Raw genomic sequence first — 14,797 nt, 5'->3', positions numbered from 1 at the left:
ATGAGTAAGTACCACCTCGAAGTTTTGACACCACATCGCAAATTTTACGATGGAGATGTTGAGGAAATCATTGTTACAACAAGTGCTGGAGAAATCGGTGTACAAAAAGGACATATTCCTATGACAGTGGCTCTTGGCATTGGCACTTTAAAGATAAAAAATGACAATGAGTGGAAAGAAGCCAGCATATCAAACGGATTTATGGAAGTCAAGCAGGATAATGTAGTAATACTGGCAGATGCTGCCGAATGGCCTGAAGAGATAGATATTATGAGGGCAGAAGCAGCAAAACAGAGAGCAGAAGAAAGGTTAAGACAGAAGAAAAGCCAGCATGAGTATCTGCTTGCAAAAGCCGCTTTGCGGCGTGCCCTCGTCAGAATGAATATTGCAAAAAAATACAAAAAGATGTAAGAAATACCTCCACGATTGTGTATAAAAACATCCTATTTAGACTAAAATCTAAATAGGAGAAAATAGTGGAGGTGTTTTTATATGAAAAAGGTAACAGTTATAATATTGATGTTCATAATATTGGCAGGGACATTTAATGTTTATGCTGCTCCAAGTGACAATATTATTACAAAAGAAAAAGCTATCTCAATTGTAAAAGACAGGCTGGGAGATATAAAATACGATAATTTAAACGTCCAATACAGAGAGTTTACAAATAAAGATTCAGTGTGGATATTAAGTTATACTAAAAATGATATTTTTGAAAATACTTCAATAACTCTAAATGCGAAAAGTGGAGATATTATAAGGTATAATTATATATCTGATTATAATGGAAGCAAAAATTTAAACAGAGATGACGCAAAGAAAATAGCTGATGAATTTTTGAACAAGGTAAGGCCAACAAATCTTAGCAAATATAAATTTGACAGCACGTATGAAAATGACAGTTATAGGGAATACAATTTTAAATGGAGAAGAGAAGAGAATGGTGTGAAAGTTTTATACGACACAATAAATGTATCTGTCGATAAAAAAACGGGATATGTTACACATTACACGTACGATTGGACAGACGGAGACCTGCCTACGCTTAAAAATGTGATAGATATAAATGAGGCCACGAAACTTTTTAAAGAATATTTAAGACCAAGATTAGTGTACACAGTAATATATAACAAAAATAAAGGTGATGTGAAACTGGTATATTTTTCACCATCACCTCAGTACATGATAAATGCATATACAGGTGATATAATTGATATAAATGGAACTAAAGTTGAATTAAAAAAGACAGGTGAAGAAAAAATTACATTAGACAAATTTTACAATAAATCTAGTAAGCCTGTTACAAAAGATGAAGCATATAAAATAGCATCGAAGTATGCATCTAAAGACTACGAATTAAAAAACACAGCATACATCGAAAAATACGCATGTCTTGATTTAAATGTTTGGACGTTTGCATGGAATAAAGTTAATGGAATAGGATATCTACATGTGGCAGTTAATGCAAATACAGGTAATGTCGTAGATGTGCTGAAAAGCACCAAAAGTGATTTAAGTATATCAATTTCCCGGGTAAATGCATTAAAAAAAGCGGAATCATTTATAAAGGATAATTTCAAAGACGTAGTACCTTATCTCGATTTTAACAGCAATTTAGATACCAATACACGTGAAGCAATCTACGGATACCACTTTGTATTTCCGCTTAAACAGTACAATATTCCATTTATAAATAATGGTATAACTATTGATGTAGATGGAAAAGGAAATATATCAGCGTATACTTATAAAAATTACGACGTACCGATTCCGATGCCGTCAAACATCATGACGCAGGATAAAGTAACAGATAAATACTTAACGAGTGGAAACTTCTCATTGAAATATTATAAACCAGAAGGCAAAGATATAATACCAGTTTACACTGTAGATGATCCTATTTATTCAAACTTGATAGATGCCATTTCAGGTGAAATAATAAAACCATATTAAAAAGGGCTTTTTTAAGCCCTTAATTTATCTTTAGACGGTATTTCAGATAAAATCATGCTTAAAAGCATTAAAAAACCGCCGATTATAGATTTCAATGTCATAACCTCACCAGCCACTAGAAATGCTGTGATGGCGGAAAAGACAGGTTCCAGCGAAAAGATAATAGCTGCATGTGTAGCAGATGTGTTTGCTTGCATAGTATTTTGAACGGTTAATGCAAAAGCTGTTGCAAAAATACCCGTCAATATAAGTGCAAACCATACAGTTTTGTTTGCCGGTATAGTTGGTTTTTCATATATAAATGATAAAATCCCACTTAGAATCGCAACAACCAGGATTTGTATCATTGCAAATGAAATAGTATCCACAGATGGTGCATATTTTGCAATTAAGACGATCTGAAATGCAAATGATACTGCACACAAAAAAGTAAGGAAATCCCCAAAGTTTATCTTTAAATCAACATTTGTTGTTATAAGCAATAACCCTACCATTGCTAATATGACGCTTATCCACGATGTTTTCGACAGTTTTGCTTTTAAGAAAAATGCTTCTAATATAGGTACAAGCACTACATTGAATCCACTTATAAAACCAGACTTTGATGCTGTAGTGTATTTTAGACCCAATGTTTGAAATGCATAGCCTAAAAATAACATTGTACCAACAAGGACTGAAACAATAAATGTTCTTTTATCTATATTTATTAGCCTTTTGCCGTACAGGATTGCCAGTACTATGAACGCAAGCATAAATCTTAAAAACAGAAAATTGTACACAGGTATTACGCTTGTTGCATTTTTTACTATTATAAAAGTGGATCCCCAGATGACTGTGACTAAGATTAACATGATGTCGCTTTTTAATTTTTTTGTCAATCCTTAAGCCTCCCTATTTGAAATTATGGCCTAAATTTCTGTGCAATTGGCATGCGCCTTCCGACGCCGAATGCTTTTGTTGTAACTTTAAGACCCGGTGCTGCCTGTTTTCTCTTGTATTCTGCATTGTTGACCTTTCTGATTACATCTCTTACAATGTCTTCATCATAGCCTTCTGATACGATCTCGCTTATTGATTTATCATCTTCTATATATAACTTAAGTATATCATCTAGTATTTCATATGGTGGCAGTGAATCAGTATCCTTCTGATTTGGCCTTAACTCTGCAGATGGAGCCTTTTCAATGGTTGACAGCGGTATTATGATTTTGTCTCTATTTATATACTTTGCAAGTTCGTATACCATCGTCTTTGGCACATCGGATATTACAGCAAGTCCACCACTCATATCCCCATACAGTGTGCAGTATCCAACAGCAATTTCTGACTTGTTTCCGGTTGTTAAGACCATGTAGCCTTCTCTGTTTGATATGAACATTAGATAGTTGCCTCTTATCCTGGCCTGCAGATTTTCTTCTGCTAGATCTCCCAAAACGTCGCCATCTTTGTTAAAAATAGAGATATAACTTTTAAAAACATCTTCAATAGGTATTACTCTGTACTGTATGCCTAGATTTTGTGCTAGATCCCTTGCATCATCTTTGCTGCCTTCTGAAGAATAGCGAGATGGCATAGATACGCCCAGTACATTTTCACGCCCTAGAGCTTTTACTGCAAGTGCACATGTGACAGCAGAATCAATACCGCCGCTTAAGCCTACCACTGCTTTTTTAAAGCCTGTCTTTCTGAAATAATCTTTAAGTCCTAAAATTAGTGCATCATGAACCCATGAAATATCTTCTTTGATTTCTTGAAGCGGTTTTAGTTCATCAAGATTTTCAGTATCTACAAAAGCAATATCCTCAGAAAATGACCTTAAGTTTACGACTCTGTCGCCATTGGAATTTATTGCGAAACTGTTACCATCAAAAATCAGCTCGTCATTTCCACCGACTTGATTTACATATATTAGAGGCAGTTTATATTTCTTTGATATTTGCTTTACCATCTTTGTCCTTAATTCTTGCTTTCCAAGGTTATACGGCGATGCGGAAATATTTATAAAAATGTCTGGATTTAGCTTGTACTGCTCTTCCAAAACATCTATATCGTACCTTGGTCTTTCCCAGAAGTCCTTGTCGTTCCATATGTCTTCGCAAATATTTACTGCAAGGCGCATTCCTTTAAAATCAAAGCAAGTCCTACTTTTTGCTGGCTCAAAATACCTTTGCTCATCAAATACATCGTAATTTGGCAAAAGGGTTTTGTCAGCTTGTCCGATTATTTTACCGTTGTATAGAAGTAGTGCTGAGTTATGAAGCATATAGTCTTTTTCTTTATCTTTTGTGGCTATACCTACTATGACGCCAATACCATTTGTTTCAGGTAATATAAGCTCATTTAAAGCACTATATGATGTTTCCAAAAAATCAGGGTTATAAAGTAAATCCTTAGGAGGATATCCAATGATGGAAAGCTCTGGAAATACTATAAGATCCATGTTAGCTTTTTTTGCTTCTTTTATATACTTAATTATTTTTTCACAATTATTTTTAATGTCGCCCACAGTTGGATTCAGCTGTGCTAATGCTATCTTCATAAATCTCACCTCGAAATATTTTCATAAAGATATTTTAGCACATAATGAAAAAAAATACACCAGCATAATGCGGTGCAGTATATTACATAAACTACTGCCATTTGATTATTTTCTTTTCAATGTATACTAAAAGTACGTACATCAATGCAGCCAGCACAGATAAAATTAGGACACTGGACATGACTATGTCAAGCTTGAATATCTGTCCGCCATACACGATGAGATATCCTAGACCAGCTTTAGATACTAAGAATTCGCCTGTTATTACGCCAACCCAAGATAGCCCCATGTTGATTTTTATGGCAGACATGATAGTTGGGATACTGGCTGGCAAAATGCACTTTGTAAGTATTTGATACTTTGTAGCGCCAAATGTCTTTAAAAGTTTTATCTTATCCTCATCTACTTGCATAAAGCCTGTCTCTAAACTTATTATTGTGACGATTAAAGATATAGCCAGTCCCATCGTTATTATAGGTGCTTCGCCATTTCCCATCCATACGATGAATATAGGACCTAATGCGATCTTTGGCAGGCTGTTTAATACTATTAGATATGGTTCAGCTACTTTTGATGCAAATGAAGACCACCAAAGCATGATTGCAATTGCTATGCCTATAAATGTACCAAGTGCAAATCCTATCAATGTCTCACTTAGTGTAACCCATATGTGTGTAAACAGTGAGCCGTCTTCACTTAAATTTATGATTGTTTTAAGCATGCGAGATGGCTGGCTAAATAAGAACGGGTCTATCAATTTAAGCCTTCCGGCTATTTCCCAAACAGCAAAAAATGCAATCAATATTATAACCTGAGTAATTCTTACAGCTATTTCTTTTCTTTTGACTTTTTTTAAGAATTCTCTGTGCTCTTTTGACATTTTTAACGTTGCATCATACATGAACATCAAGCTCCTTCCATATCTCATTGAAATAATCTCTGAATTCTGGGGCTTTTCGGCATCCAATGGGTGAGGGTGTATCGCATGTGAGATGTATCTCATGTATGCTTTTTACAATTGCCGGCCTATTAGACAAAACCACGATCCTGTCGCACATCGCTATTGCTTCAGATATATCGTGGGTAACTATAATAGCTGTCTTTTTTACATTTTTCAATATGTTCCACACCTCATCAGATATTGCAAGCCTTGTCTGGTAATCAAGGGCTGAAAAAGCCTCATCCAATAGCATAATGTCAGGATTTAAAGCTAGAGTCCTGATTAATGCTGCTCTTTGCCTCATTCCTCCTGATATCTGATTAGGATAATGGTATTTAAACTCTGCCAGACCGTATCTATCTAATAGTCCCTCTACATGCCTTATGGATACATCATTGACAGCATTTTGTATCTCAAGGCCCAGAAGAACATTCTGCATGATGTTTCTCCACTCAAAAAGGTGATCTTTTTGTAGCATGTATCCAACTTTGCCGTTTACTTTTACGTTTCCGCCTGATGGCTTCAAAAGGCCTGCTATAATAGATAAAAGTGTGGATTTGCCACATCCAGAAGGACCTATGACTCCTACGAATTCCCCTTCATATACATCAAAAGAGACATTTTTTATTGCTTCTGTTTCGCCCTTTACAGTATGATAGTTTAAAGAGACATTTTTAAGTTCTACCATGACTTTATCCACAAGGCGCACCTCCTGCACAATATTTAAGTATATTTACAGGGGACAATCTTTACATTGTCCCCGCAACATTATTTCTTTATTGATTCCACTGCTTTATTGGAAAAAGTATTGTCTATAAGTACGTTGGAGTCAACTTTGCTGTCTATTTCACCGGCGTTTAACAACACATTTTGAAGTGCGTCAAAATCAGCCGACTTCATTTGCGGTGTTGTACCCCATGCATCTATGCTTTTATACCTGTCGATAACCTTTGCTATGATATCAATATCTGTATCAGGGAAGAATGACTTGATATCTTCAGCAACCTGCTTTGATGAATGGGATTGAACGTAAAGCATGCCTTTGTAAACTGCATTCGTAAAATGCTGTATAATATCAGGATGTTCTTTTATATAGTTTTTTCTAGCGTTAAATGTCGTATACGGCACATCATGTCCGGCAGCACCGACAGATGCTACGATATATCCGCCTTTTTCACTCTCTACCTGTGATGCCGTCGGTTCAAATAGCGCGACGTAGTCTGCATCGGATCTCATGAATGCACCGGCAGTTGCTGTAAATTGCAGATTTGTCACAAGATTTACATCTTTTTTAGGATCTATGCCGTGCTCTTTCAGTACATATTCAAGAGTCATTTCAGGCATTCCACCAGGCCTTCCGCCTATTATCTTTTTCCCTTTCAGGTTTTCCCACTTGAAATTCGGTTCCGGCTTTTTGCCTACTAAGAATGAGCCGTCTTTTTTTGTAAGCTGTGCAAAATTTACAAGGTAATCTTCTTTCCCTTCTTTATACACGTAGACAGTAGTCTCTGGACCTTGCAGTCCTATGTCGGCTTGACCTGATACAACTGCTGTTGCGGCTTTGTCAGAACCTTGTGCGGTTGTTATCTCCAATTGAAGTCCTTCTTCTTTAAAAAATCCCTTATTTACTGCTGCGTAGTATGGTGCATAAAAAATCGAGTGAACTGTCTCAATAAAATTTATCTTTGTAAGCTGTTTATCTTTTGCTTTACATCCTGTAAACAAAACAGATGTAAGTATCAATGTAAGTATAAGCGTAAAAATAAGTAATTTCCTAGGCTTTCTCATGAATATACCTCCCATTTATTTAGATTTCAGTTTATTATATTCTATCAATTGTAAATGGTGATTGAATGTAAAATGCAGTTTTTAAATTAAATGATTTGTTAAATGATTACAGAAGAAGGAAATTAAATATTTTTGTCGAATTAAATTATTTGTGTATTTTTTATAACATGTACAAAGGAGAATAAATATGGCACAAAAAGCAGAAAAAAAAGGAAAAGTCAATGTGAAGGAAAAAAGAAGTATAAACACTATTTTTACAATCGATATCGTATTTTACATATCATTGCTTTTATTAGTGGCATTACCACCGTATTTTAGAGGCATGTACTTCGACAATGAACTTCTGCCTACTATCGGGATTACATCCATTGTGGTGGTGATTTGGTCACTTATAAAGATATTTAAAAAAGAACCCATAATTACTGAGAGACTTGACTATGCTGTATTATCCCTTGTTGGTGCATATCTCATATCGACATTTTTTGCTGTAAATATAAGATCTGCGATAGGGGAGACATTGAAGTATATTGATTATGTTTTTATATACTTAATGGCAAGCAGGCTTTTAAGCGACAAGAAAAAGATATGGATCCTTTTAAATGTACTTGTTTTAAGTTCATTTGGAGTGGCCGCAGTAGGGCTTTTATCTGCTGCAGGATACATAAACTACAACGGGTCATGGGTAGGAGGAAGGATTAATTCCACATTTCAATATGCCAATACTGCTGCATCGTTTTTGATGGCATTTTTGTTTGTGAACTTTGCCCTTATATCATATACAGAAAATAAATATCTAAAAGCACTATATGGGATAGAAGTATTTGTACAGCTTTATGCCTACATATTTACATTGTCCCGTGGTGCATGGGTAATGTTTCCGTTTTTGTTTCTGTTCCTTATCATAATGATGCCAAAAGGTAAAAAGGTGGAGCCTTTCATCTACTTAATAGGTATAGTCGTAGCATCGTCACTGCCTATAGCGAAATTTAATTCTATCGTGAATGGCCCTAAACCACACAATTTGCTTATGTGGATATTTGTAGGAGCTTTGCTATCAGCCATTTTCACATATCTGATAAGTTTCATAGTTGATACTGTAAATAAGATAAGCTTAAAAGTAGGTATATCGATAATTGTTATTGTGGGCATTCTTTCATCAATAGGTGGATACATGGTATTGACATCGCAAATGCCGCTTACATTAAGTCATGGTCAAAATGAGGCCGACAGCTTAAAAAGCGTGACGAGATTTGTCAATGTTGATGCTGACAGGATTTATGTTCTTAAATATGTGGTTAAATCGCAAAATAGCGAAAACAGGGATTGGGCGTATGGAATCACGATAGACAGCAGAAATGATTTAGATCAGCCTACAAAAATTAAAGATGTGTACGACAAAGAAAGTTTCAGCGGAGAAAAAACTATTGAATTTTCTACGTTAAAGGACACCAAGAGGTTGGCTATAACTTTTATAAACAATTTTAAAGGTACGTCTGTAACATTTGAAAAAGCGTATATATATCCAAAAAACAACCCAAAAGACGTACAAAACATTATGCTGAAATACAAGTATCTGCCTGAAAATGTGGCGTCTAGAATACAGGATATTAGCCTAAGTAGCCACAGCAGTTCAGAGCGCATGCAGTTTTACAAAGATGGATTTAAGATTTTTAAAGATTATCCGCTGTTTGGAGCAGGTGGAGGGGCATGGGCATCCCTTTACTTCAAGTATCAGTCTTACCTCTATTGGACTACGCAGACACATAATTACTTCATGCAGGTTTTGCTTGATACAGGTGTAGTTGGAGCAGCAGCAATCATATTCTTCTTAATTGCTCTCATATTATCAATATTTAAGCTCTATAAAGCAGAAATGGATAGATATGAGCGCATACTGCTGGCATCTGCTGCAACAGGCATATTAAGCCTTTATGCCCATGCTGCAATGGATTTTGACCTTTCTTTATCTGCTGTAACGATAGCGCTGTACGCCCTTATTGGCATAATAAACAGCATGAGTATAAGCAGGAAAGAGTCAACAACACCAATTATAAAAGGCAAAAAATTGTACAATGGATATTACAACTATGGAGTTTTAATAGTTGGAATAGTCGTCATGTTTATATCATTCTCTCTTTCGGCTGCGTTGAGATACGCTGAAAAAGGTGACAGTTTGGTGAAGACAAACAATATTGGTCAAGCTATGCAATACTACAAAAGTGCTGTATCATATGATCCGTGGAATGCAAAGTACAGGATGTCTTACGGGCAGACATTGGCTAGCATAGCAGATCAGACAAAGGACGCAGCGACGCTTCAGGAGGCAATGAATGAAGAGCAGAAAGCAGTAGATCTAGAACCCTTTAATTCTCAATTATCGGCGCAGCTTGGAGCTTTTTACCTTGCTCATGGACAGATAGATAAAGGAATACAGTATGTCAAAAAAGCTGTTGAAGTCCAGCCTTTAAGGCCAGAGAACTATCAACAGCTGGCAGATGCGTATAACAAAGTTGGCATGTTTTACCTGCAAAACAACGATAAAGTGAAAGCGAAAGAGTATCTTGAAAAAGCTGTCGATGTGGAGAATTTGTTTAATGAAGCCAATTCTAAATCAGAAGAACCGAAACCTATGACAGATACAATGAAGAAAATAGTAGAAAATTCTAAAGAAGCGTTAAAAGGGATACAGTGATGTATCCTTTTTTTTGTACCCATATTGTACTGATTGACATGTTCGCATTAAATAGATACAATTGATTTAAAATAATAAAATTGTTATACAATAAATAGGGGGAATAAGTACAATGAATGAAAGATATGAGTTAAATAAAAACCTGGCTCAGATGCTAAAAGGTGGAGTCATAATGGATGTTACAACACCTGAACAGGCTGTTATTGCAGAAAAAGCAGGTGCAGTTGCGGTAATGGCACTTGAAAGGGTACCTGCCGATATAAGAGCGCATGGCGGCGTTGCAAGGATGTCAGATCCAAAGATAATAAAAGCGATAAAAGAAGCTGTGTCAATACCTGTCATGGCAAAAGTCAGGATAGGACATTTTGTGGAAGCACAGGTTTTAGAAGCTTTGAAGATAGATTATATTGATGAGAGTGAAGTGCTGACACCTGCAGATGAATCATACCACATAAACAAGTGGCAGTTTAAAGTTCCATTTGTTTGCGGTGCGCGAAACTTAGGGGAAGCATTAAGGAGAATTGGCGAAGGTGCCTCAATGATAAGGACTAAAGGTGAAGCAGGTACAGGAAATGTAGTTGAAGCAGTAAGACATATGAGAACTATAACAGCAGAGATAAAAAGACTTACAACTTTAAGCGATGAAGAACTTATGACAGCAGCAAAGGAATTGCAGGCTCCTTATGAATTAGTAAAATATGTCGCAGAAAACGGGAGACTGCCAGTTGTAAATTTTGCAGCGGGAGGTATTGCAACACCGGCAGATGCTGCACTGATGATGCAGCTTGGAGCAGATGGAGTCTTTGTAGGTTCAGGCATATTTAAATCAGAAAACCCCGAAAAGCGTGCTCAAGCAATTGTAAAAGCTACGACATATTATGACAAACCAGAGATAATAGCAGAAGTATCAGAAGGATTGGGCGAAGCAATGAATAGCATCGATATAAGGGATCTTTCAGAAAAAGATTTATATGCCAATAGGGGCTGGTAAAATGCGTGTTGGTGTTCTTGCGATACAAGGTTCTGTAGAAGAACATATAGATAAACTAAAAAGATTAGATGGTATAACACCTGTAGAAGCAAAAGATAAAGAGACTTTAAAAAGCATAGATGCACTTATATTACCTGGCGGGGAAAGCACTGCCATAGGAAAAATGCTTAATGATTTTGACTTAAAAGATGTAATTATAGATCTTTACAGATCTGGTGCGCCTATATGGGGAACGTGTGCAGGTATGATATTGATGGCTAAACATATCGTGAATGATGATAAAGTTCATCTGGGCATAATGGACATAAAGGTGCGGAGAAATGCGTATGGCAGTCAGCTTGATAGCTTTACAACAAAGCTTAGTATGCCTGACGTATCAAAAGAGGAAGTAGATGCAGTGTTTATAAGAGCGCCTTATATTGAGGATGTAGGAGAAAATGTAAAGGTGCTATCTAGATACAATGGTAAAATAGTGGCAGCGAGGGAAGGCAACCTTTTTGCGACTTCGTTTCATCCAGAACTGACCAACGACTTAAGCTTTTACAAATATTTTTTAGGGCTGCAGTAAATGCAGCCTTAGTTTATATTTTGCATACTTTAAGATTTTATTAAAAATTTTGATAGTAAAAGAAGGATTTTTAAATTTTATGTCGAATAGTAACATGTATTTCAAAAATACACAAAAAATGTATTAGAAAGGTTATTTGCTAATATGGATGAAATGAAAGAGTATGATAATAAAACTATATTAATCGGGGCAGCTTTTAGAGTAGATCCAATTAAAGCCTCGGAGGTGACTAAGATGTATGCAGACAAATTAAATGAAGAACAGAAGAAATATGTAATAAACAATTTAAAAGAAGCGAACTTTAAGATATATACTGAAGAAGAATTAAAAAAGAGTATGGAAGAGGGCATGGAAAAAGGTATAGAAAAAGGTATGGAAAATCTCGTTATAAGATTGTTGAAGAAGAAATTCAGTGATATACCTGAAAAATATATCAAGTTAATCGAAGATGCAGATGAGAAAACTTTGCTTAGGATAGCAGACAACATATTTGAAATTAACGAGATTGAAGATATAGAGAAATACATTGTTAGTTAAATTGTTCTTTACCCCTTTTATTTTTACCACTTATGGGAAATAAAAAAGCAGTGATGAGATGGCAATAGATGCAGTAGAACTGGCGAAAAAGATAGAAAATGAAGATGAAAAAACATATATAATTGGTACATTGATAGGAATAAGTGATAAATTTCTGACCGAAGAATATAAAAATAAATTAAAAGGAGCGATAAGAATGACTAAGATAGCCGAAATGTTGATACAAGAAGGAAAAGCCGAAGGAAAGGCTGAAGGTAAAGCTGAATTAATAATAAAACAATTGAAAAAAAGATTTAACAAAATACCAGAATTGTATGTAAAAAGAATGTACGAATTAAATGTAGATAAATTAGAAAAGATAGGTGAGAATATATTTGATATAAAAAAGATAGAGGATCTAGATAAATACTTTAATGATAATTAGATCGATAAAAAGGTAATTAAACCCTTTATTTTTTTATGCATGAATACTCATGGCAAGATGATGGGTTTAGAAAAAACTTTGACGATACTAAGTGGAACGGATCATGTCTTGTCGCAAATGTTAAAAAATTTGATAGTAAAAGAAGGATTTTTAAATTTTATGTCGAATACATTAAAGTAGTAATATTATCCAGAAATATTCATGAGGCTGTTTCGGCGCCCGTGAATGTTAATGGTGGTAATATTTCCTTGTATAAGCGGAGGCGGTGAATTTATTCACTGGTGTCCGTATGGCGAAGCTATACCTATTTTGAGGGAAATGTGATATAATTTAAGGAGAAAGAAATAAAATGAATGATTGGCACAGCGATTTTGTAACAGCCATAAAAGAAGAGCTAAAAGATGAAAAAGTTGAAATAAAACAAGAAGAATATCTATCAAAAGAGCCTTTAAGAATAGATGTCATAATAATAAAAAAAGAAAAAGATGTAAAAATAAATAAGAGAGTAGGACAAATATTTAAAAGATACAATATAATAGAGTACAAATCTCCAGATGATTATATATCAATAGATGATTATTTCAAAGGTTTAGGTTATGTATATCTATATAAATCAATAATGAATGCTTACGATAAATCACGAAAAGAAGTTGATGACATAAAGATAGATGAATTAACATTGACATTTGTATGTAGCAATCTTCCGAAAAAACTCATATCATTTTTAGTAGAACATAAGATTAAGTTAGACAATTCTGATAATGGCATTTATTATATAGATAATGAATGGATACCGGTGCAGATAATAGTATTGTCTGAGTTAGATAATGTAGAGGAAAATTATCCATTGATGGTTTTATCAAATAACATGTACTTTAGAAATGCAATAGAAAAAGTATTCTCCAGTATAAATGAAGCAAAAGAATACGACAATAAAATAAGGTTAATTGAAGCGGCATTTAGAATAGATCCAGGTATAGTTTCGGAGGTGATTAAGATGTATGCAGACAGATTAAATGAAGAACAGATGAAATATGTAATAAACAACTTAAAGGAAGCAAACTTTAAAATTTATACTGAGGAAGAATTAAAAAAGAGTATGGAAAAAGGTATGGAAAAAGGTATGGAAAAAGGTATGGAAAAAGGTATGGAAAATCTCGTTATAAGATTGTTGAAGAAGAAATTCAGTGATATACCTGAAAAATATATAAAGTTAATTGAAGATGCGGATGAAAAAACATTACTTCAAATAGCAGATAGTATATTTGAAATTAATAAGATAGAAGATTTGGAGAAATATATTGTAAATTAACATTATTAATAAGAGGAGAAAAAGAGTGAAGGATAATAATTTAGACATATCTTATCAGAATAACGATATAATATTAAAATCAATGGCACAAGAGTTTAAAGATAAATCACTTAAGTTTTATGGGATAAATGTACCTAAAATAGTAACAGTTATACCAGCGAACTTGCCGTCAATTGAAGTTAAGGAAGATAGGCTGGATTTTATATTTCTTTTGGAAGATGACTCATTGTTGCATATGGAATTTCAAACGACAAATAAAAAAGCCGATATAAAAAGATTTTTGCAGTATGACACGAGACTTTATAGTAAATATGAGAGAACAATAAGAACTGTTGTAATATATTCTGGCAAAATAGAAGAAGCGATTAGTAGATTAGACATTGGATCAATAATATATAATGTAGAACAAGTATTTTTAGTGAAATATGATGGTGACAAAATATATGAAGAATTGAACGAAAAAATTGATAGGAAATTACAACTAACAGATATAGATAAATTGAACTTGATATTTTTACCACTTATGGGAAGCAAAAAAGGCAGTGATGAGATGGCAATAGATGCAGTAGAACTTGCGAAAAAGATAGAAGATGAAGATGAAAAGACATATATAATTGGTGCATTGATAGGAATAAGTGATAAATTTCTGACCGAGGAATATAAAAATAAATTGAAAGGGGTGATAAGAATGACTAAGATAGCCGAAATGTTGATACAAGAAGGTAAAGCTGAAGGTAAGGCTGAAGGTAAAGCTGAAGGTAAAGTTGAAGGTAAGGCTGAATTGATTATTAAACTTTTAAATAAAAAATTTAACAAAATACCGGAGTTGTATGTAAAAAGAATGTACGAATTAAATATAGATAAATTAGAAAAGATAGGTGAGAATATATTTGATATAAAAAAGATAGAAGACTTAGATAAATACTTTAATGATAATTAGATCGATAAAGGTAATTAAGCCTTTTATTTTTTTATAAAAATTTTAAAAGAGAATTATACGAAATCATAATTTCGGATAATAGGAGTTCATTCTCAACTTAAATTTGATAAAGT

15 protein-coding genes are annotated in these 14,797 nt (G+C 34.3%); 10 read left to right on the top strand and 5 right to left on the bottom strand.

Annotated features, from left to right (window positions below; genetic code table 11):
- Both Q2T46_RS03535 and Q2T46_RS03530 read left to right on the top strand, forming a co-directional pair.
- Positions 1 to 411, top strand: coding sequence for a F0F1 ATP synthase subunit epsilon (locus Q2T46_RS03535; protein ID WP_303264232.1), 411 nt, complete (start codon positions 1 to 3; stop codon positions 409 to 411).
- 81 nt (positions 412 to 492) lie between these two features.
- A complete protein-coding gene (locus Q2T46_RS03530) occupies positions 493 to 1,953 on the top strand; it encodes a YcdB/YcdC domain-containing protein (protein WP_303264233.1) in 1,461 nt (486 codons plus the stop codon).
- An 11-nt stretch (positions 1,954 to 1,964) separates the two neighbouring features.
- On the opposite strand, the gene Q2T46_RS03525 is transcribed toward Q2T46_RS03530, so the two are convergent.
- From Q2T46_RS03525 to Q2T46_RS03505, 5 genes are all read right to left on the bottom strand, one after another.
- Positions 1,965 to 2,831, bottom strand: a complete 867-nt coding sequence (locus Q2T46_RS03525) for a DMT family transporter (RefSeq protein ID WP_303264234.1) — start codon at positions 2,829 to 2,831, stop codon at positions 1,965 to 1,967.
- A 23-nt stretch (positions 2,832 to 2,854) separates the two neighbouring features.
- Positions 2,855 to 4,492, bottom strand: coding sequence for an NAD+ synthase (locus tag Q2T46_RS03520; protein WP_303264235.1), 1,638 nt, complete (start codon positions 4,490 to 4,492; stop codon positions 2,855 to 2,857).
- Positions 4,493 to 4,583: 91 nt separating this feature from the next.
- Complete coding sequence (locus tag Q2T46_RS03515; protein WP_303265819.1) at positions 4,584 to 5,393, bottom strand: ABC transporter permease; 810 nt, start codon at positions 5,391 to 5,393, stop codon at positions 4,584 to 4,586.
- Positions 5,386 to 6,132 (bottom strand): ABC transporter ATP-binding protein, encoded by a 747-nt coding sequence (locus tag Q2T46_RS03510; protein WP_303264236.1) that lies wholly within the window; start codon positions 6,130 to 6,132, stop codon positions 5,386 to 5,388. Before Q2T46_RS03510 ends, Q2T46_RS03515 begins: the two co-directional genes overlap by 8 nt.
- 68 nt (positions 6,133 to 6,200) lie before the next feature.
- Entirely contained in the window at positions 6,201 to 7,220 is a 1,020-nt protein-coding gene (locus Q2T46_RS03505) for an ABC transporter substrate-binding protein (RefSeq protein WP_303264237.1), read from the bottom strand.
- A gap of 187 nt (positions 7,221 to 7,407) precedes the next feature.
- On the opposite strand from Q2T46_RS03505, the gene Q2T46_RS03500 reads away from it, so the two are divergent.
- From Q2T46_RS03500 to Q2T46_RS03465, 8 genes are all read left to right on the top strand, one after another.
- Positions 7,408 to 9,912: an O-antigen ligase family protein gene (locus tag Q2T46_RS03500; RefSeq protein WP_303264238.1), complete on the top strand. Its 2,505-nt coding sequence runs from the start codon at positions 7,408 to 7,410 to the stop codon at positions 9,910 to 9,912.
- Between the two features lie 112 nt (positions 9,913 to 10,024).
- Positions 10,025 to 10,903, top strand: a complete 879-nt coding sequence (gene pdxS, locus Q2T46_RS03495; protein WP_013297411.1) for a pyridoxal 5'-phosphate synthase lyase subunit PdxS — start codon at positions 10,025 to 10,027, stop codon at positions 10,901 to 10,903.
- Position 10,904: 1 nt separating this feature from the next.
- Positions 10,905 to 11,471 (top strand): pyridoxal 5'-phosphate synthase glutaminase subunit PdxT, encoded by a 567-nt coding sequence (gene pdxT / locus Q2T46_RS03490; RefSeq protein ID WP_303264239.1) that lies wholly within the window; start codon positions 10,905 to 10,907, stop codon positions 11,469 to 11,471.
- 144 nt (positions 11,472 to 11,615) lie between these two features.
- Complete coding sequence (locus Q2T46_RS03485; RefSeq protein ID WP_311062331.1) at positions 11,616 to 12,008, top strand: DUF4351 domain-containing protein; 393 nt, start codon at positions 11,616 to 11,618, stop codon at positions 12,006 to 12,008.
- Between the two features lie 58 nt (positions 12,009 to 12,066).
- Positions 12,067 to 12,432 carry a DUF4351 domain-containing protein gene (locus Q2T46_RS03480; protein ID WP_303264241.1) on the top strand — a complete coding sequence of 122 codons (366 nt, stop codon included), beginning with the start codon at positions 12,067 to 12,069 and terminating at the stop codon, positions 12,430 to 12,432.
- A gap of 39 nt (positions 12,433 to 12,471) precedes the next feature.
- On the top strand, positions 12,472 to 12,612 hold the full coding sequence (locus Q2T46_RS03475) for a hypothetical protein (RefSeq protein ID WP_209452660.1): 141 nt from the start codon (positions 12,472 to 12,474) through the stop codon (positions 12,610 to 12,612).
- A 169-nt stretch (positions 12,613 to 12,781) separates the two neighbouring features.
- Positions 12,782 to 13,744: a DUF4351 domain-containing protein gene (locus Q2T46_RS03470; RefSeq protein ID WP_303264242.1), complete on the top strand. Its 963-nt coding sequence runs from the start codon at positions 12,782 to 12,784 to the stop codon at positions 13,742 to 13,744.
- A gap of 25 nt (positions 13,745 to 13,769) precedes the next feature.
- Entirely contained in the window at positions 13,770 to 14,684 is a 915-nt protein-coding gene (locus Q2T46_RS03465) for a DUF4351 domain-containing protein (RefSeq protein WP_303264243.1), read from the top strand.
- Positions 14,685 to 14,797 lie beyond the last annotated feature (113 nt).

It is taken from the genome of Thermoanaerobacterium sp. CMT5567-10, assembly GCF_030534315.2.
In the GTDB taxonomy this organism is placed as follows: Bacteria; Bacillota; Thermoanaerobacteria; order Thermoanaerobacterales; family Thermoanaerobacteraceae; genus Thermoanaerobacterium.
This window is presented reverse-complemented; position numbering and strand designations above follow the sequence as displayed.